Origin of the sequence: Deinococcus peraridilitoris DSM 19664, assembly GCF_000317835.1 — a bacterium.
Lineage (GTDB): Bacteria > Deinococcota > Deinococci > Deinococcales > Deinococcaceae > Deinococcus_A > Deinococcus_A peraridilitoris.
In genome coordinates this window covers 1671166-1688517 of the sequence record NC_019793.1, presented here as the reverse complement: position 1 = coordinate 1688517, position 17352 = coordinate 1671166, and the positions used below count along the sequence as shown (strand labels likewise).

18 protein-coding genes and 1 pseudogene are annotated in these 17352 nt (G+C 62.7%); 9 read left to right on the top strand and 10 right to left on the bottom strand.

What is annotated here, in order from left to right:
* Nucleotides 1–111 precede the first annotated feature (111 nt).
* The 5 genes from DEIPE_RS08250 to DEIPE_RS08230 all read left to right on the top strand — a co-directional run bounded on the left by DEIPE_RS08250 (nt 112) and on the right by DEIPE_RS08230 (nt 3129).
* A complete protein-coding gene (locus tag DEIPE_RS08250) occupies nt 112–693 on the top strand; it encodes a hypothetical protein (protein WP_174311256.1) in 582 nt (193 codons plus the stop codon).
* Between the two features lie 164 nt (nt 694–857).
* Entirely contained in the window at nt 858–1127 is a 270-nt protein-coding gene (locus DEIPE_RS24670; RefSeq protein WP_217218467.1) for a hypothetical protein, read from the top strand.
* Nucleotides 1128–1165: 38 nt separating this feature from the next.
* Nucleotides 1166–2266 carry an IS4 family transposase gene (locus DEIPE_RS08240; protein ID WP_015231360.1) on the top strand — a complete coding sequence of 367 codons (1101 nt, stop codon included), beginning with the start codon at nt 1166–1168 and terminating at the stop codon, nt 2264–2266.
* A 2-nt stretch (nt 2267–2268) separates the two neighbouring features.
* Entirely contained in the window at nt 2269–2589 is a 321-nt protein-coding gene (locus DEIPE_RS08235) for a DUF305 domain-containing protein (RefSeq protein ID WP_083865762.1), read from the top strand.
* 111 nt (nt 2590–2700) lie between these two features.
* Nucleotides 2701–3129: a four-helix bundle copper-binding protein gene (locus DEIPE_RS08230; protein WP_015235523.1), complete on the top strand. Its 429-nt coding sequence runs from the start codon at nt 2701–2703 to the stop codon at nt 3127–3129.
* A 215-nt stretch (nt 3130–3344) separates the two neighbouring features.
* Here the strand turns inward: DEIPE_RS08230 and DEIPE_RS08225 are convergent, their stop codons facing one another.
* From DEIPE_RS08225 to DEIPE_RS24890, 3 genes are read right to left on the bottom strand one after another with little or no spacing between them, the layout of a single operon-like run.
* Nucleotides 3345–4430 carry a sensor histidine kinase gene (locus DEIPE_RS08225; protein WP_015235522.1) on the bottom strand — a complete coding sequence of 362 codons (1086 nt, stop codon included), beginning with the start codon at nt 4428–4430 and terminating at the stop codon, nt 3345–3347.
* A 9-nt stretch (nt 4431–4439) separates the two neighbouring features.
* Nucleotides 4440–5114, bottom strand: a complete 675-nt coding sequence (locus DEIPE_RS08220) for a response regulator transcription factor (RefSeq protein WP_041230778.1) — start codon at nt 5112–5114, stop codon at nt 4440–4442.
* Nucleotides 5115–5172: 58 nt separating this feature from the next.
* Entirely contained in the window at nt 5173–5982 is an 810-nt protein-coding gene (locus DEIPE_RS24890) for a DUF305 domain-containing protein (RefSeq protein WP_245557611.1), read from the bottom strand.
* A gap of 117 nt (nt 5983–6099) precedes the next feature.
* Here DEIPE_RS24890 and DEIPE_RS08210 point away from each other — a divergent pair, with 117 nt between their 5' ends.
* Nucleotides 6100–7176, top strand: coding sequence for a flavin monoamine oxidase family protein (locus DEIPE_RS08210; protein ID WP_015235519.1), 1077 nt, complete (start codon nt 6100–6102; stop codon nt 7174–7176).
* 435 nt (nt 7177–7611) lie between these two features.
* Here the strand turns inward: DEIPE_RS08210 and DEIPE_RS08205 are convergent, their stop codons facing one another.
* The 3 genes and pseudogenes from DEIPE_RS08205 to DEIPE_RS08195 form a co-directional block, all read right to left on the bottom strand.
* Nucleotides 7612–7896, bottom strand: coding sequence for an AzlD domain-containing protein (locus DEIPE_RS08205; protein WP_245557633.1), 285 nt, complete (start codon nt 7894–7896; stop codon nt 7612–7614).
* Between the two features lie 26 nt (nt 7897–7922).
* Entirely contained in the window at nt 7923–8624 is a 702-nt protein-coding gene (locus tag DEIPE_RS08200; protein WP_015235517.1) for an AzlC family ABC transporter permease, read from the bottom strand.
* Between the two features lie 594 nt (nt 8625–9218).
* A pseudogene (locus tag DEIPE_RS08195) lies at nt 9219–10107 on the bottom strand (IS5 family transposase).
* Between the two features lie 100 nt (nt 10108–10207).
* Between DEIPE_RS08195 and DEIPE_RS08190 the strand changes: the two are divergent.
* Both DEIPE_RS08190 and DEIPE_RS08185 read left to right on the top strand, forming a co-directional pair.
* Nucleotides 10208–10735 carry a helix-turn-helix domain-containing protein gene (locus tag DEIPE_RS08190; protein ID WP_015235516.1) on the top strand — a complete coding sequence of 176 codons (528 nt, stop codon included), beginning with the start codon at nt 10208–10210 and terminating at the stop codon, nt 10733–10735.
* A 29-nt stretch (nt 10736–10764) separates the two neighbouring features.
* The gene (locus DEIPE_RS08185; RefSeq protein ID WP_015235515.1) at nt 10765–11259 is read left to right on the top strand and encodes a transposase; all 495 of its coding nucleotides are present in this window, start codon (nt 10765–10767) and stop codon (nt 11257–11259) included.
* Nucleotides 11260–11991: 732 nt separating this feature from the next.
* Here the strand turns inward: DEIPE_RS08185 and DEIPE_RS08175 are convergent.
* A complete protein-coding gene (locus DEIPE_RS08175) occupies nt 11992–12345 on the bottom strand; it encodes a hypothetical protein (protein WP_157448811.1) in 354 nt (117 codons plus the stop codon).
* Nucleotides 12346–12474: 129 nt separating this feature from the next.
* Nucleotides 12475–12804 (bottom strand): hypothetical protein, encoded by a 330-nt coding sequence (locus DEIPE_RS08170; protein ID WP_015235513.1) that lies wholly within the window; start codon nt 12802–12804, stop codon nt 12475–12477.
* A 241-nt stretch (nt 12805–13045) separates the two neighbouring features.
* Between DEIPE_RS08170 and DEIPE_RS08165 the strand changes: the two genes are divergently transcribed.
* The gene (locus DEIPE_RS08165; protein ID WP_015235512.1) at nt 13046–14833 is read left to right on the top strand and encodes an RNA-binding domain-containing protein; all 1788 of its coding nucleotides are present in this window, start codon (nt 13046–13048) and stop codon (nt 14831–14833) included.
* A 290-nt stretch (nt 14834–15123) separates the two neighbouring features.
* Here DEIPE_RS08165 and DEIPE_RS08160 read toward each other — a convergent pair whose 3' ends face one another.
* Together DEIPE_RS08160 and DEIPE_RS08155 are read right to left on the bottom strand one after the other, a co-directional pair.
* Nucleotides 15124–17076 (bottom strand): phospholipase D-like domain-containing protein, encoded by a 1953-nt coding sequence (locus tag DEIPE_RS08160; protein WP_015235511.1) that lies wholly within the window; start codon nt 17074–17076, stop codon nt 15124–15126.
* A 19-nt stretch (nt 17077–17095) separates the two neighbouring features.
* On the bottom strand, nt 17096–17290 hold the full coding sequence (locus DEIPE_RS08155) for a hypothetical protein (RefSeq protein ID WP_041230776.1): 195 nt from the start codon (nt 17288–17290) through the stop codon (nt 17096–17098).
* Nucleotides 17291–17352 lie beyond the last annotated feature (62 nt).

Genomic DNA, 17352 nt, shown 5'->3' with positions numbered 1-17352 from the left:
GTCACAGCAGTCCTCTTCGGGAATGGCTGACGGTCTTCATGAGATGGTGCCCACCTAGATCGCGGTACAGTGCTTAACCAAAGCTTGACACAAGGATCGTAATGTACGCACGTGAGCCCCTCTTCCACCTCGGCTGCTCCAGCCTCGCCGTCCGCTGTTTCCGTCTCGATCCGCCGGAACATCCTCTTGCCGTTCCTCGCGTACTTCCTGCTGCTGGCCTCCACCAGCTTCATTGCGGGCGGCATCGTGCACCTCGGGCTGGGCGAAAATACCACTTACTACCTGGCGCTCGCCTTTGTCGGCGTGGTGTTCTTCACCCTCGGGAACTACCTGCAAGAGTTCGTGCTGCGCAAGAACGCCCGCTCCCTGAACCTGGCTGCCTTCCTGCTGGTGTCTTTCGTGCTGTCCGTCGGGCTGGGTATGATCACCGGTGGCGTGCAGCACTTCCTCGATAATCCTGCGTACTCCACCGTGCTGATTCCCACTGGCGTAGTGCTCGCAGTGGGCGCGTACGCCTGGCGGGAAGGCCTGCGACCCGGCGGGCAGTACCGCAACATGATGCTTGGGACCGTCAGCTTCGCCGTGCTGCTGTTTGGTGGTCTTTCCGGCCTGTCCGCAGTTCTCGGCGGGGAAGGCGGGCACGCGCACGGAGCCGCACCCGCGGCCGAGCCTGAAGGCGGTGACCACCACTAAAATCATCCAAACCCCACGGCAACAGCGGAGCAGTGTGCCTTGACACCACACTGCTCCGCCTTCACTTCACGTACAATTCGCTGTTCTCATGATCAAATGCTGACCATTCAGTTGAACTTGAGACTTGTGGGCGTTTTACACGGGCTTAACAATTTACTCCAAGCATGAAGCACACCCGCGCCGTGAGGTGCGGCCCGCGCCAACGAGAAGATCACGTGAAGCACACGAAGTCAGGAGGGGACATTTTGAGCAATTACAGCAGGTTCGCTGCGATGATCGCCACGTCGACCATCATCATGTTCGGCCTGATGTACGTCACGACTTACCGTTGGGATCACGTCTTTTTCAGTTTGACCCGGTTTTACATGGCGTTTGTCATGGGTGCCTCAGTACCCCACAACTCGGAGTGGGTAACGTCCAGAAGGGCGATTTGATCGCGGCATAAACGCAAAAAGAGCGGCATCAAGGGAGTGTGTCGCTCCAAGAAGCCGCTCTGACTGATCCTACCAAGCTCGGCGAGGTGTTCAAACACCATTTGCCCTTTCTGCGCCGAGACACCCTGCAACGCCTCGCCGACGTCGTCACCGCTCTGATCCAAGCGCGTTCGACCAAGCACGCTCGGCTCGCACTTCATCTGCCCGGACACGCCAGCAGTTCAGTCAAGCTGCGCCGCGTCGAGCGCTGCCTACACGACCCTCAGCTCGATCAGGACGTTTTTTTGAAGCTGCTCTTGCCGCTCCTCCCTGATGACAAGCTCGTCATGACGATGGACCGTACGAACTGGGAGTACGGCGAAGCCGACTTGAACGTCCTTGTGCTCGGCGTGGTGCTTGAAGGCTTCACATTACCGCTGGTGTGGACGGCCCTGCCCCATGGGGGCAGCAGCGACACCAGGACACGCGAGCGTCTGGTCGCTCGACTGCTGAAGGTGCTGCCTGCGAAGCAATGGCGCGTTCTGGTCGCTGATCGAGAGTTCGTGGGGCGGGAGTGGTTTGCCTTTCTCAGGCGTCGGGGTGTGAAACGCTGTTTGCGCATTCGAGGCGACAGCCGCGTGGATGATTTGCGGCTCGATGAGGGATGGGCGTACGTCGAGCCGGGACAGGTGGTCGGCCTGCTGGAGAAAGCCAATATCTACGGTCAGGTCATGCAACTGGTGGTGACGCGCACGCCCGAGGGTGAACTGCTCGCCCTGGCCACCGACCTGAAAATCGACGAGACCAGAGGCGTGTACCACTTGAGGTGGTCGGTAGAAAGCACCTTCAGCGCGCAGAAATCGAGGGGGTTCGACCTTGAGGCGAGTGCGATGACCAAACCCGCTCGGTTGGAGCGGCTGGTCGGCGTAGTGACGCTGGCGATGGCTTGGTGCTTGCGGATCGGTACATGGTGCCACGAGCAGCGGCCCATCAAGCGCAAAAAGCACGGACGCCGGGCGGTGAGTCTCGTCAAGTACGGCTTGGAACGCCTTGCTGCCGCTTTGCGCTGGGGAACGAGTGATCGAACCATCCTCCTGAGCCTCGTCATGCAACCTTTTCCCGCTCCAATACAGCACTCAGCTCAAGATGTGGGGTACTGAGCATGGGTGCCGTCATGGCCATCGTAATGCTCACGTTCATGCGCAGCATGTACAAGAAGCGCGGCGTAAACCTCGGCATCTTTGTGGGCAGTGCCGCCCTGCTCCTCATAGCGGTCTGGCTGGCCCGCGCGCAATTTGCAGTGGACGACGTTTCCTGGATGAAAGCGATGATTCCGCATCACTCCATCGCGATTCTCACCAGCGAACGCGCTGACATCACCGACCCGCGCGTGCAGGAACTCGCCCGGACGATCATTGAAACGCAGCGCCAGGAGATCGCCGAGATGAAGGCTCTCATCCAGAAACTGGAGAACGAGGAGTAAAAGGTGCGTGTCGTGCAGCCCACCAGAATACGCCCGAGTGAACACCGCTGAGTTCACCCAGCGAAGCGCGACATCCTCCCGAGCCCTCACCCAACAGAAGGAAGGTGCATCATGACGAACCCCATGACCCAGCCCCTGCAAGGCATGCTCGAAACCCACCCGCAGGCCGGACAAGGCAACCTCGACCAGCAAGCCTTGCTGGAGTGTCTTGCCGCGTGCTTCGAGTGCGCTCAGGTGTGTACGTCCTGCGCCGACGCGTGTCTGGGCGAGCAGAATCTCGACATGCTGCGCCGCTGCATCCGCCTGAACCTCGACTGCGCGGACGTCTGCGACGCCACCGGCCGCGTCCTCACCCGCTGCACGCAACCTGACATGAACGTTGTCCGCACGCAGCTGCAAGCCTGCCTGGCCGCCTGTGAAGCGTGCGGCGCCGAATGCGAACAACACGCGGAGCACCACCAGCACTGCGCCATCTGCGCCGAGTCCTGCCGCCGTTGCGCCGACGCGTGCCGCAACCTCCTCAGCGGCATCAGCGCCTGAGCGTTACGCTCACCTGCTGCACACCATCTTGAACAAAGCGCCTCTCACCCTCACCACTGGCTGCGTGATTGCCGGCGCGTGGTACGACGGGAATCTCGTGTATGACCACGGCATTCGCGTCAAGAAAGCCCGGCTGCCGGAAGACGCGCCACGCCAGGAGCAACCCACCAGACCGGAAACCGGGTGGACTCTCATAGTGAAACACTCTCTGCCGCTCAGCCGTGCGCGGAGGGCAGCGTGAACGTGAACACGCTGCCGCTGGAACTGGAGTCCACGCGAATCGTTCCGCCCATCCGCTCCACCAGGCCCCTGGCGATGGTCAGACCAACCCCGCTGCCCTCTCCGCGGGTCCGCGCCGGATCCACCCGGTAAAAACGCTCGAAGATGCGCTCCAGGTGCTCGGAGGGAATGCCGCTGCCCGTATCACGCACGGTGAAAGCCACGTCGTCGCGGTCACCCTGCACGCTGAGCGTCACCCGCCCTCCGCTCGGGGTATGCCGCAAGGCGTTCGAGAGGAGGTTCGTGAGCACCTGCAAGGCCCGCTCGAAATCCGCCGTGACGTCCGGCACGCCTGATGGCACCGTCCACTCCAGCCTCACGTCTCGCTCCTCGTACGCGTCCTTGAAGCGCTCGATTCCTGCCATGACGAGTTCGGTCGCAGGGAAGTTGCGCGGGTGCAACTCGACTGCGCCGGCCTCCACCCGCGACACGAGGCTGAGGTCGTTCGCCAGGCGTTCCATCGTCCTCATTTCCCGCAGGATCGCGTCCGCGGCCCGTTCTCGTGGCATCACGCCATCCTTGAGGGCTTCGGCGAACCCGCGCAGCGCGGCCACCGGGGTGCGCAACTCGTGCGCCACGTTCGTGATCAGCTCCACCCGCCCCTGCTCGACGCGTTCGAGCGTGCCCGCCATGCGGTTGAAGTGCCGTGCGAGATCACCGAGTTCATCCTGCCCATCCTCCGGCAGGCGCCGCCGGTACTCCCCCGCGGCGATCGCGTGGCTGCCATCCCTCAGGAGCGCGACGCTGCGCACGACGCGACGCGCGGACAGCAGGGCCGTCACGGCCGCGATGAGCACCGCGAAAGGAATGGCGGCCAGCAGCGCGGACGTAAGGGTGCCCCGCATGCCGTGCTCCAGGTCGGCGCGCAGGTTCGCGCCGTCCGGGCCAATCACTGCGACCATCTGCTCGACGTGCTCGCGGATGAAGGCGGACGCGAGGAGTTCACTGAACAGCAGCAGGGTGCCCATCGCAATCACGATGACCAGCAGGTGCGACAGAAACAATCGGGCGTACAGCTTCACGCGCTCAACCTATCCTGGAACGTCCGCTTTGAATTTGTACCCCACGCCGCGGACGGTTTCAATGAAGCGCGGATGGTCGGGATCGTCGGCGAGGCGTTTACGCAGGTTCGTGATTTGTACGTCCACCACACGTGCGGTACCCGGGTAATCTACACCCCAGACGCGCTCCACCAGTCGCTCACGCGTCCAGACCAGGCCGGGGTGCTGCGCGAGCGTGACGAGCAGATCGAACTCCAGCTTGGATAAATCGAGCGGCGTGCCGTTGAGCGTCGCAACACGCGTCTGAAGGCTCAGACTGAGCGGCCCCGCTTGCAGGACTTCTCGAACGCCGGCGCGGCGCAGCAGGGCATGCACGCGCGCCACCACTTCACGTGGACTGAACGGCTTGCTGACGTAATCGTCCGCTCCGGTGTTCAGCCCGTGCAAGCGGTCTTCTTCCTCCCCACGCGCCGTGAGCAGCATCACTGGCAACTCCGGGTAGAGTTCCCGGGCGCGCACGGTGAGTTCGATGCCGCTGAGGTGTGGCAACATCCAGTCGAAGATCGCCACGTCAGCCTGCGCGAGCAGGTCAAGCGCGGAGAGGCCATCCCTGGCTTCCAGCACGTGGTGCTGCTCGGCCTCCAGGTACAAGCGCAGCACTTCCAGGATGCCGGGATCGTCATCGACCACCAGGACGGTGCTCACGCGGCTACCCACCGGATTTGTGGGCCCACCACGCGGGTGGATCCTGAGAAGTTGCCGCTCAGCGTTTGAAGAGCCACAGCTTGTACGCGTGCATCTCGTCCGCTTGTGTGCGGATGATCGCCCGGGAGAGGTTCAGCACTTTTGTGTTGTCGCTGTACTGAAGGGCGAGGTTCGCCATGTCGATCGCGCTCGCATGGTGGGGCAGCATGCCCTCGACAAGCGCGCGGTCCGCATCCTTGTTCGCCTTGAGGACCTTGAGCATCCCGTTCATATCCTTGAGCATCGCGGCGTGCATGGATTTTTCCAGGCCCCCGAGCGGTTTGAGCAGGGCGGTCATTTCGTTGATTTCTTTTTGCTGCACGGCGATGATCTCTTGGGTCCACTTCTGCACTTGCGGGTCCTTAACGGTGTTCACGACCGCTTTGCTCATGTCGAGCGCGCCTTGGTGGTGGGCGATCATCATCGAGAGGAAGGCGCGGTCGAACGCTTTGCCTTTCAAGCGAGCGAGGTTCATGTCGCCCATCTCGGTCTGCCTGGTGCTGTTCGTCGCGGGATTGCCGGTGCCGTGCCCGCCGTGGTTCATCTGGGCAAGGGCGGGGGCGAGAGCGGCGCTGATGAGCGTGGCGGTCAGGACGTACCGGTGCAGTCTGGTGTTCACGCACTCAGCGTATGGGGGCGTTGTTAAGCTCTTGTAAAACGTGATGCACACTTCGTCAACAAGCCCGGTGATCAACTCAGGCCGAGGAACGAGGGCCCAGGGCTGGTGGCCTTGATCACAAAAGTCCTCAAGCAAACTGGCTGGGCCGGTCGCGTTCGCCGGTGTCGTTGACGCCAGTCCACGCGTCTCGCGCCGCGCGACCAGGTCCAAGATGCTCCGCGCCGCTTCCCCGGGAGTCATGGTCGACGTATCCAGGCTCAGGTCATACGTCACGGATCTGCCGTCGCTCGGCGGCTGTCGGCACCGACGAGCGCGTATACTCGCTCGATGAAGGTGGTCGTGATCGGCGCCGGCCTCTCCGGACTCAGTGCAGCCGACCTGCTCACCCGCTCAGGCATTCGGGTGCGGGTTCTTGAAGCGCGCGACCGGCCGGGCGGACGGACCCTGTCGCTTCCCCTGCAGGCGCGAAGCCGCGAGCACCTCGACCTCGGCGCAACCTGGGCCTGGCCGCACCAGGGCCACCTGCGGCGGCTTGCGAGCGAGTTACACGTGGACGTTTTTGAGCAGTACGTCGATGGAAACCTGACCTTCGACCAGGAACCGTCCGCTTCCCTTCATGCTTACCCTTCACCCATGACCGGCACCTTCCGCTTTGCGGGCGGTGCCATGGCACTCGCCCGCAGGCTGATGGAACGCTTACCGCAGGGGAGCGTCGCCTTCGACACGGTCGCCACTACGGTTGACGCCAGCAGGACAGCAGTGCAAGTCGGCGGGATACAAGCGGGCCGACCTGTTGCCTTCTCCGCGGACGCGGTCGTCGTGGCCGTGCCACCGCGCCTCACTGAGCACACCATCAGGTTCACCCCCGCCCTGGACATCCCTTTGGCTCACTTGATGCGTGGCACTCCGACGTGGATGGGTTTCGCCATGAAAGTCGGAGTGATCTACCACGAGCCCTTCTGGCGCGCGAATGGTCTCTCCGGTTTCGGTGTGAGCCACCTTGGGCCCCTGCAGGAAATACACGACGCCTCACCGAGCCAGCCGGGCATGGGTGCCCTGTTCGGTTTTGTGGGGTCCAGGGCATTGATGGAAACCACCAGCACTGAGGACCATCGTGCAATGGTCCTTCGGCAACTTGTGCGAATGTTCGGCCGGGAAGCGGCGCATCCGGTGGGGTACTTCGAGCTGGACTGGTCACGGGAACGCTACACCAGCGCCCCGCTGGATCGGCAGACGCCCACCGTGCACCCAACGTACGGTGATCCCCTCTTTGAAGAGCCCGCGCTTTTCGGCCGGGTGTATTGGGCTGGGGCGGAGACGACGGCGGTGGAAGGCGGACTGCTCGAAGGCGCCGTCCGTGCTGGGGTGCGGGCAGCGCAGGATATCCTGACGCGACTCAGGTGAGCTACGGGGGCCTTGTCTCGTTCAGTTTGCGGCAGGCCAAGAAAAGCAATGACGAAGTCAGGGCTGCTGTCGATTCGCGTGCTGCGGGCACCTCCTGCCAGGCCTGACAGACACCAGGTCGTTGCCCACTTCGGCCGTGCTCACAGCCCGACCGTGGTACATCACTTGAAGCATTCTCCGTGTCAACGGTTTGCCAGTTGGAAAAGTCGCGCGGGAGGGAACGCCGGCGGGCAAGGCCACAAACGACTGGGTGGCCTGTTCTGCCCAGCACAGGCGTCAGCCGTTTTGGAGGAGGGAGAAGATGGCGCAGAGGAAGTCGTACAGGTCGTTGCGATGGGGTCAAGCGCGACTGTTGGGGCCCTGGGGAGAAGCTTGAGGCGTCTCGACGGACGCTCGGTCAGGTCACTCGGGTCGTTACTCGGCTCAGGTGCTGAATCAGAGGGCTTGAAACGTCCAGAGCGCCAGCATGCCCACGAGGAGCGTCAACAGCACGTTGCGCCAGCGCCACGCCACGACGATCGCCAGCAGTCCAGCCCACAGCCGTGCATTGTCGAAGGACACGTCGACGTGGCCGCCGCGCCACAGCAGCTCCGGCAGGACCAGCGCGGAAAGCACCGCAGCTGGAACGAACGCCAGTGCTTCCGTCAGCCAGGCGGGCAGTCGTCGTTCCCCAAGAAAAAGGATTGACGAGCCGCGCATCGCGAGGCTCACGAGGCCCATTCCGAGAATCACCCACCATACCGTCATCAAGGTGTTCCTTGCCTGCGCGAGCGAGCCCAGCGCCGCGCGGCCATGCCGACGGCAATGCCGACGAGCGTGCCGATGATCAGGTTCAAGCGGTACGGCAAGCCTGCGGTGGCGACCGCCACCAGTCCCGCCGTGAGGGCCGCGAGCAGGGTGGCTTTATCTTTCACGGTGGGAACAGCGAGGGCGATGAAAGACAGCGCGACCGTGAACTCCAGGGACCACGCGGGTGGAATGCGCGCGCCGAGCAAGGCGCCTGCCAGGGTGCCAAGTTGCCAGGTGAGCCACATGATCAGGCTCGCCCCGAGGTAGTAGGGGGCGGTGCGTTCTCGCGGATTGGTGCGCGTCATGGCGAGCGCGTAGGACTGGTCGGTCAAACCGTACGCGCCGAGGAGCTTGAGTGGGGCGGGAAGTGACGCGAGGTGTGGCGTCATGGAGGCGCTGTACATGGCGAAGCGGAGATTCACGATGGCGCTGGTAGCGACGATCAGCAACGGCGGGACTTGCGCCGCAATCATCGAGCACGCCACGAGCTGGGCGGAGCCGGCGTAGACGATCAGGGACATGCCGCTTGCCTGGGTGGGCGTCAGGCCCGCTTGGAGGGCCGCGATTCCTGCAATGGCAGCGAACGGCACGACGCCTGGCAGCAACGGCAGGAAATCCAGTACGCCTCGCCAGAAGGGAGAGAGCGATGGGGTGGTCACGCCGTACTATACGGAAGCGCTCTACCGGATCAGCGGAAAACTTCTGTACGAGGTCATGATTCGCTTGATGCGATGGGCAAGATCAACGGCCTGACGCTTATCGGACGCTCTTCAAGGAAAGGCGTGCCTTGTCCTTGCCTTACACACACGAGAAGCCGCGGGATCACCCGGCCATCAAAGGGCAGGACATAAAGGGCAGGGTGCCGAGAAACGCGCAGTCGAGGGTGCGAACAGGCATCACAGTACATCAATCAGGTAGGACGCGAAGAAGTTGGCGAAGAGCTGTCGGAAACGCTTGGAGAACCGCATGGCAAGCGCCCAGCATCGCAGCACTCTGGGCGTACGAAGGTGCTCTGAATATTCCCCGAAGTACAGCTAAAGTGCGTCTGATAAAGCGCTGTTGCGGCGGAACTGTCTCAATTTGAAGGTCTCGTAGCGCAAGTGGGCTGTCCTCCATCCTGGGTTGCCGGCAAGGCGTTCCTGCCCTGTTGGGGCAGCTTCCGTCGCCAATGGCGAATGGTCGCTGTAACGACATCAAAGGCGTGAGCAGTCACCCTACGGCCTATAAACGACGCAACGCCAATTCCTGGCGATTCATACTCTGGCCAGCCATCTCAGCATCAGCCGGATCATCACCTCGTACACCACCGCTTCAGCGGTTTCCACCAGCGCCTCGTCATCCTTTGCCAACCGTCTCGATTTGCCCAACCAAGCGAAGGTCCGCTCGACGATCCACCTTTTTTTCAGTACGACGAAGCCAGCAGGAACCTCGATGGGAGCTGGCGCAGGGCTGTTCACTTCAACCCACGTTCCCTGCCACCCAGACCAGGGGTGCTTGATGATTTCCAGCTTCCAGCCCAGCTCTTCTTTCATCCAGTTCGCGAGTTTCCCGCTGTACCCCATGTCCGCGAAGACCACGTTCATGCGTGGGAAGGTCGTTTTGAGGTTATCGAGCAGCAACGTGGCGCCAGATCGGTCCTGGATGTCAGCCTTGTGCACCTTCACCCGCATCACCAGCCCGAGGGTATCGACCAGCAAGTGGCGCTTGCGCCCATTGACCTTCTTGCCACCGTCGTAGCCTCGTGGGCCGCCCGCCTCAGTGGTCTTGACGGTCTGGCTGTCAATGATTCCTGCGCTGGGCGTGGTTTCCTTTCCCGCTCGTTCCCGCACCATCTCCCGCAATCTCGTGTGCAACGCTTCCCACACGCCTTCAATGCGCCACAAACGATGGTAGTGATACACCGTCTGCCACGGTGGCAAATCGTGAGGCATCATCCGCCAGCGGGCAAGGCTCCAAAGCGCTTTGGAGCCTGCTCTGCCCAAGACAGGCGTTCCCGCCGCGCAGGATGTAGAACAGGCCGTTGAGGATTTCCCGCAAGGACCATTTGCGTGGTCGGCCAAGGTGGCGTGCTTCAGGAAGGTGGGGTTCGAGGATGACCCATTCTTCGTCCGTCAAATCGTTCGCGTACCCTGAGGTGGCCATCCCTCAGCCTACTCCCGGACCACAAAAATACCGTCTCAGCGCTTTATCAGACGCACTTTAAGTACCTCCCGGATGAGTTGATCGGATAAGGTGGGCAGAGATGGGCCGACCACACCGCTTTCTTCGACTCACGGCACAGCAAGACAACGAACTGCGCGGGATTGAGCAGAACCCCTTGTTACGGGAAAAGGTTCGGATGCGAGCTCGTATCATCCGGCTCAGCCACCAAGGCTTCAGCCTCGAACAACTGGCACAGCACTTTGGGCGAAACGTCGAAACGATCAGTCAGGACCTCGGGCGTTTCGAACAGCATGGAATCAACGGCTTGGGGGATGGGCAAGCTCCAGGCCAGCCAGCCAAGATCACGGATGAAATGGTGACCTTCGTGCAGCACAAGCTGGCTGAGCAACGGGTCTGGAATTGCGAGCTCCTCAGCGAAGCCATCAAGCAGCAATTTCAGGTGACGATCCAGCGCGAAGCCATCCGGGTGAAGCTCCACAAACTCGGCTACAGCTGGAAGCGAGGACGCTACAGCCCGACCAAGGCACCCGATCCTGCGGTGGTCGAAGCACATGACGCCTCGATCAAGACGCTGAAAAAGGGGCTCTGGACGGCAAACTCACCCTGAAGTACCTCGACGGGACCGGCTTCAGTTTGATGCTGAGCATCTGTAGCACCTGGTTCGCTCGGGGACGCGGGAAGCAGTTTGAGATTCCCACGCGGTGGCGTCGAGGCGTCTCGAGCCGTTGGGGGTCACAAGGGCGCATCAACCTGCTGGGTTCCCTATCACTGCACGGTGAGCAGCAGCAACTGGAGTACCGCCTACTGGACGGAACATGTACACGTACTGAGGTGGTGACGTACCTGGAGACGCTCGCAAAGCAGTGCCAGCCCAACGAGTTGACCGTCGTGGTGCTGGACAACGCGGGTTTCCATAAGGGCGGCGAGATGGAAAGGCACCGCGCAGCGTGGGAGCAGCAGGGGCTCTATTTACGCTACCTGCCCGCCTATTGCCCCTTCTTGAACTTGATCGAGGGAACCTGGCGCAAGCTGAAGGGCTTTTTGATGCCCAGACGCTGCTACAACAGCCTCGATGAGCTCAAAGAAGCTCTGCTTGCTGCACTCCACCTCATGCAAGCCGTACAACTTTGAAACTCATCCGGGAGGTACTTAGGTGTTTTTGAGCTCGGTCTCTCGGTAGCATGAAAAAGAAACCTCGTCCAGGACGAGATTGTGTTGGTGGAGCTGAGGGGATTCGAACCCCTGACCTCCTCATGGCGAACGAGGCGCTCTAACCATATTATAAAGTCGGACCCTTCCTGAACTTGCAGGCCCCTTGCGGCTTGCAACTTCAGAAATTGGAGATGACTCAACGCCTGTAAGGCACGAACAAGGCACGCGGGCGAATCGTAGGCCAAGTATGAAAGAGAAAACCCCCACCCAGTGGGGGTTTTCTTGGTGCACCCGAAGAGATTCGAACTCCTGGCCTTCTGATCCGTAGGTGGAAGCTCCGCCATGGTGGCTGATGGTTTTTGGTACCCGAGTGTGCCGTTATGTCCGTGTTTCTCGGCCTTCTGCGAGCGGCGCAGTTCCCTTTGGCGGTCGCATGACCCCATTGGTTCTTGTGGGCGTAAGGCACGAACAAGGCACGACACTCCTTATCATGCTGATTCGGCCAACGCATTGTCCTTCCGAAACACACCCCAGGAATAGCGGTTCGCCCGAGCCCAGGTATCGAGCGCCGCTGAAACCAAGTCGAAGACCCGCTGATCCTCCACTCGAAAAGCGCGAGGTGCCTTGGTGGAGAAGCTCAAGGTCAGGTGCAACAAACCCCGCCCTTTGCCAAGGGCGTGCAGCACTACGTCGGAGGTGTGCTCGCTCAAGTTAGGCAGGATCGTGAGGCGTGCGCGCTCGTCCAACTCGTTGTCGCGTGGGACTGTACTCCAGCACCAAAGCGTTGTCGCGCACCTCTGCACCACGCAAGACAGGCTGTTCCGCCACTGTCGTGTGCCCGACCCTCGCGCCTTGAGCGATCCACGTGGCGATGCGGCCAGCGGGGTTGTCGTCTCCATCCATGTCCTCGGTCACCCAGGCGTACAGCCCGTACGGAAACAGGCTGTCAGCCAAATGCGTCAACTCTTCCCGAGAGCCGCACACCTCGGCGCGCACCGTGCAGACCGGGGTGTTGTCAATGGACAAACCGCACTCGCGCGCGAGGTGATAGAGGTTCTGAATCAAGCCAAGCACGGCGTACGGGGAACGTGATCGGCGATGATCGAAGCTTCCCGCATAAAGAGTTCTCCTTAAACGCAGTTGAGGACCGAAGGGCTGGGTTTCAAGTTGTTCGACAGCACGGTTGAGCAGCGTTTACGTGGATGGCGTGACCCCAGGTGGTTGCACGGAGAGCGCCAGGGCTTCACGCACGATGTGGATCGCGTTCCGATCGCCGTCCTGTGCCCAGTGCAGGCCGAGCAATTCGACCTGTTCGCTCAAGTCGCGCGCCTCGACCCCTATAGCGTACCAATGCTGCACCCAGACATGCACGACGGGCTCCAGCAGGTCGTGGAGTTGCGCGCGCGCGGTCTGCGTGAGGGCATACCAACGGGCGCACGCGCTACAAAAGGACGCGCTCCGCTCGGGATGAGCGAGGGCGCGCTCGCCACACATGGTGCAGCTGCCGATGATCATCGCCGTCATCCTGCTCTGCCTCCTGACCGCGGTGCTAGGCGTTCCGCGGTTACGCCTCCACTGTTCGTCATCGGCTGAAAAAAGGCTGTCAGCGTTTTGACAGCACCTTCGCGTGACAAGACTTAGGGTTCAAGTTTGGAAAGACAACCGCGAAGCAAGTGAACCGAGGCATTTTTCCGCCCTTCATTTGAGGCGACGGTGAGTTCAAGCTGGAACGCGCTAAGGTGGGGAAAGCGTCACGAAGGCCAGCATGCGTACACGAGCGGAAATCCTCGAACTCCTCCACGAACTCAATGTCGTCATCGCCGACGATCTCGAGGACCAGACCCTCGACTTCAAAGAGCACCCCGGCAGCGCCAAAGAACTGTTGCGGATGGTGTGCGAACACGTCGTGTGCTTCGCCAACGCCAAGGGCGGCACGCTCGTCGTGGGCGTCAAGGACAAGCTGAGCGCGCCAAATCGAGCGCAAGCGATTCGGGGCCTGCCGCCCGAGTTCGACCTCGACGACGTGAGCCAGTTGCAGCGCTCGGTGTTCGATTCCACCGATCCGCACCTCACGCCCGAGATGGAGTTGCTGGACGTGCCCGAAGGGCGGCTGTTGCTCATCCACGTCGCCGCAGGCGAGAACCCTCCTTACACCTCCACGCAAGCGCCGACGAAGCGCCGCGTCGGCAAGAACTGCCTGCCCCTCACCGGCAGCATGATGCGCGACCTGATCACGCAAGCAGAGGCGGCCGATTTCAGCGCGCGCCTGATTTCGGACGCGCTGCCCGCCGACTTGGTGTCGAGCGCGGAGATGGAGCGCCTGCGCAGCTTCGGGCGGCAAAACCGCGCCCCGGCCGAGCTGATGGTGCAGGGCGACTTGGAACTGCTGAGCAGCTTGCGCCTCGTTCGTGACGGCTACCTCACCTACGCGGGTTTGCTGCTGGTCGGGCGCCAGGAGATGCTTGCGCGCTACATCTCGACGCACGAGTGGCGGTACCTGAAGATGCGCAGCGACACCGACATCGAAATCACCCAGGGCAACAACGCGCCGATTTTGGCCGCCCTCGAACGCATCGAGACGTATCTTTCCGCGGCCAACCCGGTCACGACTTTCGTGCAGGGCTTCCAGCACGCCGAGTTCAAGACGTACCCGGACATCGCCATTCGGGAGGCGGTGCTCAATGCCTTTGTGCACCGCGACTACGCGATTCCGAACCTCACGATCGTGAGGATGCTCCCGTACAAGCTCGAGGTCGAGAACGCCGGGGGCTTCATGTCGGACATCACGCCGGAGAACATCCTGCACCACCCGCCCGTGCATCGAAATCGACTGCTCGCCGACGCTTTGAACGGCTTGAACTTGGTGAACCGCAACAACCTGGGTGTCAAGCGCATGTACAAAAGCATGCTGGAGCAAGGTAAGGAGCCCCCGCTGTACACCGCCACTCCGCAGTCGGTACGGGTGAGTTTCCACGCGCAGGAACTCGACCGTGGCTTTTTGCAGTTGATGAATTGGCTCGGCGAGCAAAGCAGCCGTCTGCAGGAGCTGATCAGCGCGGACATGCTGCTGGTTCTGCACTACCTGCGCCGCTATCGCGAGGCGGACCTCGCCACCCTCGCCGTCGCTTGTCAGCTCTCGCCCGGCGACACCCGGCACCTGCTGTCGTTCCTTGAGGAAGGCGGCGCGGTGGAGCACGCCGGGTACGGCAAGGGCTTGTTTTACCGCCTCAGCCGCTTGGCGATGGACCAGCTCGGCGACAGCTTGCGGTACGACCGCAACGCACGCCTAGAGAAGGAAGCCGTGAAGACGCGGGTGCTGAGCCTCCTCAAGGAACGGCCCCTGACCAACCGGGAGGTGCGCGAGATCAGCGACCTCGACCGCGAGGGCGTGAAACGCCTGATGGAGGAGCTGCGCGAAGAAGGGCTGGTGCGCGTTGGGGGCCGCGGTGCGGGCGCGAAGTGGTACGGAACGGGCGCGTCCAAGGTGACCTCGTTGTTTGGCGCACACTTTCCCGAAACGGGCGACGACTTGTCCGCTGATGTGGAGGAGTAGGGGCAGTGCCTGTGGTCAATGGGACGGTCAACCCCATTGTGCCCCATTAAGCCCCATTAAGCCCCATTGTGGGCACTCGGCCAGGACACAGTTTTCCGCCCACTGGCCCCATTCGTGCCCCATTTGGCCCCATTCTTTGTCAATGGAAGAAGTAGAGCTTGCAAAGTAGTCCTGTCGCCAAGCACCCTAGCGAACTCGCAAGCACGTCCTGCTCGCGTATGTGAGTAAGGCCTTTTGCAGAGCGTTGGTTAACCAACATTCAATGAGCGGCAAAACGTTGCGTTCAAGCGTCAATGGCCGAAGCGGTTCCACCAGCCGCGCCCCAACCGCCGACCCAAAAACGCCTCGAGCTCCTTGCGGTGCAACACCAGATTGCCGCCCTTGGACGCCCCGTCGTTCACGAGGTACCCCGGCAAGTCGCGCTTCAGGCCCGGCACCTCGTACGTGCCCAACCGCAACGTCACCCGGTCCCCGCTGATCTGCCACGCCCGCGCGTTCGTGCGCCACAAGTCCAGCAGCACCTCCCGCACGCGGTCCTTCTGCAGCGCCTGCACCGCTGCGAGCGATACTTCCCCGCACCACTCGTACGACCGCCCCGTCGCTTCTCCCAGCAACCCCGCCACCACCCGCGACGAGAGGGCCAGCACGTCCCCCGGCGCTTCGCCCAGCCGCACGGCGGCGAGCAGCCGCCGCAGGTACGTTCGGTAGAAGCTTGTGCCTACCCCGTGCAGGATGTCGGTCACCAGCTTGTAGTTGGCGCGGAACGCCTCGCTCGACGTGTCCGCCGGGAACTGCGCGGGCGTGTAGATCATCAGGCAGCGCTTGCGAATTTCCTCGGGGAAAGTGCTGTTCTCGTCGGCGTTCATGCTGAACACCATCGGCGCGAGGTCCTCCTCCAAGTGCCCGTGATCGGTCGTCGCCTTGATCAAGGCGGGCGCGTGCTGCTGAAAGCGGGTGCGCTCCACGTCCTCGAACACCACCGGAAAGCGCCCCGACTCCGCCTGCAAACCCCGCAGGTGCGTTGCGGTGAGGTCGGCGCTTTCGCGGAAGACGTACGTGCCGAACATCGACTTCATCAGCACCTTGAGGAGTTGCGTCTTGCCGCAGTTGGCTTTGCCGTGCAGCACCGCGAACAAGGGGTAGGCGTACGGCGGCAGGTTCTGCGCCCGAGCGGCGTTGAGGAAGTCCACCATCAGGGGGCTGGCGTACAGCCAGGCCAGCAGCGCGAAGTACAGCTGCTGCTGGCGCGCCACCGGCCCCACGAAGCCAGAGCGGTAACTCTCGAAAAAGCGCGCGAGGAGCTCCGCATCGCGCCGCACCTCCTCCTCGGGCGCGTCGAGGGAAAGGGGCTCCCCGTTCAACACCAGGGCGTCGCGCGCCCCATGCAGGGCGAGGTGCGTGACTTGCTGCGCGTCGGTGGCGCGGGCTTGGCGCACGAGGCGGGCGAGCTTGCCGAGGACGCTCGGGGGAAGCTTCACGAGCGGCTGACCGCGCACCTTGTCGAGCTGCTCCGCGACGGGCCGGTAGCTTTTCGTGAGGCGCTCGGCGCGCGCGGTGAGGACGGGCGGCGGGGCGACCACGTTCGCGGGTAAGACAACGCTGCCCGACGACTCCGCCTCCGCGTTGACGGGCAGCCGTTCGAACGGTACCTCCGCTGTGTTGGGCGGCCCCCCGGGCAGCGTGAGGCGGTTGGCGCTGTGCTCGCGCACCACTTCGTACAGGCCTTCGTAGTGCGCCCAGGCGAGGTCGTCCTCGAAGGCGGCGAGCACTTCGAGTTGCGCTGGGCCGGTCGTGAGGGCGGGATCGAACAGGGCGCGCTCGGACACGTTGGCGGAGCCCATCAGGACGAGGTGGCCGTGCGGGCCGTCCAGCAGGTACAGCTTGGCGTGCGACAGGGCGGTCTTGAGCACGTGAAAGCGGGCGGTATGCTCGCGGATGCGCCGAAACAACTCGTTTTTGGGTTCGTCGTCGAGGGCGAGGGCTTCCTTGAGCAGGCCCTCGTGGACCACCTGCTGGTACGCCCACACCTGCTCGGCGCGCGCCGCGACCTGCTCGTAGCCGAACACGCACTCGAAGTCCTCGAAACGCTCCAGGAAGCGCAAGATGGTGGGGAGGCTGGCGGAGTACGTGAGGACGCGGGCGCGGGTATAGCCTTCGAGGAGGGCGAACGAGAACGGACGAACGGCCGTGGCGCGCGCGTATACGACGCTGGTGCGCCTTTCCTCCCCGAGGGTGGTGTGCATGCCTCAGCGTACGCCTCCCTCAGGTCACGTGCTCCAGCCAAGCGCGCGCCCATGGCGGCGCGTCCGCCTCGAATGCCGCGAGCGCGTTCCGCAAGCGCGCCAACGTCCGCACGCCGCGCCGAGCGTCCTCCTCGCTGCCCGGGAAAGGCAAGCCAAACGGCACGCTGGGAAGGGCAAAGTCTTGTTCGTGCCCAAGCAGCTGCTGGAGAGGCAAAGCACCGCGCGCCGCTGGTCGTCGTACAGGTGCGTGTACACCTAGAGCGTGAACGCGACGTC

What these genes read in the sequence shown, in the direction of transcription:
- DEIPE_RS24670 (WP_217218467.1), top strand. Translation starts at nt 858, where the DNA reads ATGAAGCACACCCGCGCCGTGAGGTGCGGCCCGCGCCAACGAGAAGAT.
- DEIPE_RS08235 (WP_083865762.1), top strand. Translation starts at nt 2,269, where the DNA reads ATGGGTGCCGTCATGGCCATCGTAATGCTCACGTTCATGCGCAGCATG.
- DEIPE_RS08230 (WP_015235523.1), top strand. Translation starts at nt 2,701, where the DNA reads ATGACGAACCCCATGACCCAGCCCCTGCAAGGCATGCTCGAAACCCAC.
- DEIPE_RS08210 (WP_015235519.1), top strand. Translation starts at nt 6,100, where the DNA reads ATGAAGGTGGTCGTGATCGGCGCCGGCCTCTCCGGACTCAGTGCAGCC.
- DEIPE_RS08205 (WP_245557633.1), bottom strand. Translation starts at nt 7,896, where the DNA reads ATGGGCCTCGTGAGCCTCGCGATGCGCGGCTCGTCAATCCTTTTTCTT.
- DEIPE_RS08190 (WP_015235516.1), top strand. Translation starts at nt 10,208, where the DNA reads ATGGGCCGACCACACCGCTTTCTTCGACTCACGGCACAGCAAGACAAC.
- DEIPE_RS08185 (WP_015235515.1), top strand. Translation starts at nt 10,765, where the DNA reads ATGCTGAGCATCTGTAGCACCTGGTTCGCTCGGGGACGCGGGAAGCAG.
- DEIPE_RS08170 (WP_015235513.1), bottom strand. Translation starts at nt 12,804, where the DNA reads ATGACGGCGATGATCATCGGCAGCTGCACCATGTGTGGCGAGCGCGCC.
- DEIPE_RS08165 (WP_015235512.1), top strand. Translation starts at nt 13,046, where the DNA reads ATGCGTACACGAGCGGAAATCCTCGAACTCCTCCACGAACTCAATGTC.
- DEIPE_RS08160 (WP_015235511.1), bottom strand. Translation starts at nt 17,076, where the DNA reads ATGCACACCACCCTCGGGGAGGAAAGGCGCACCAGCGTCGTATACGCG.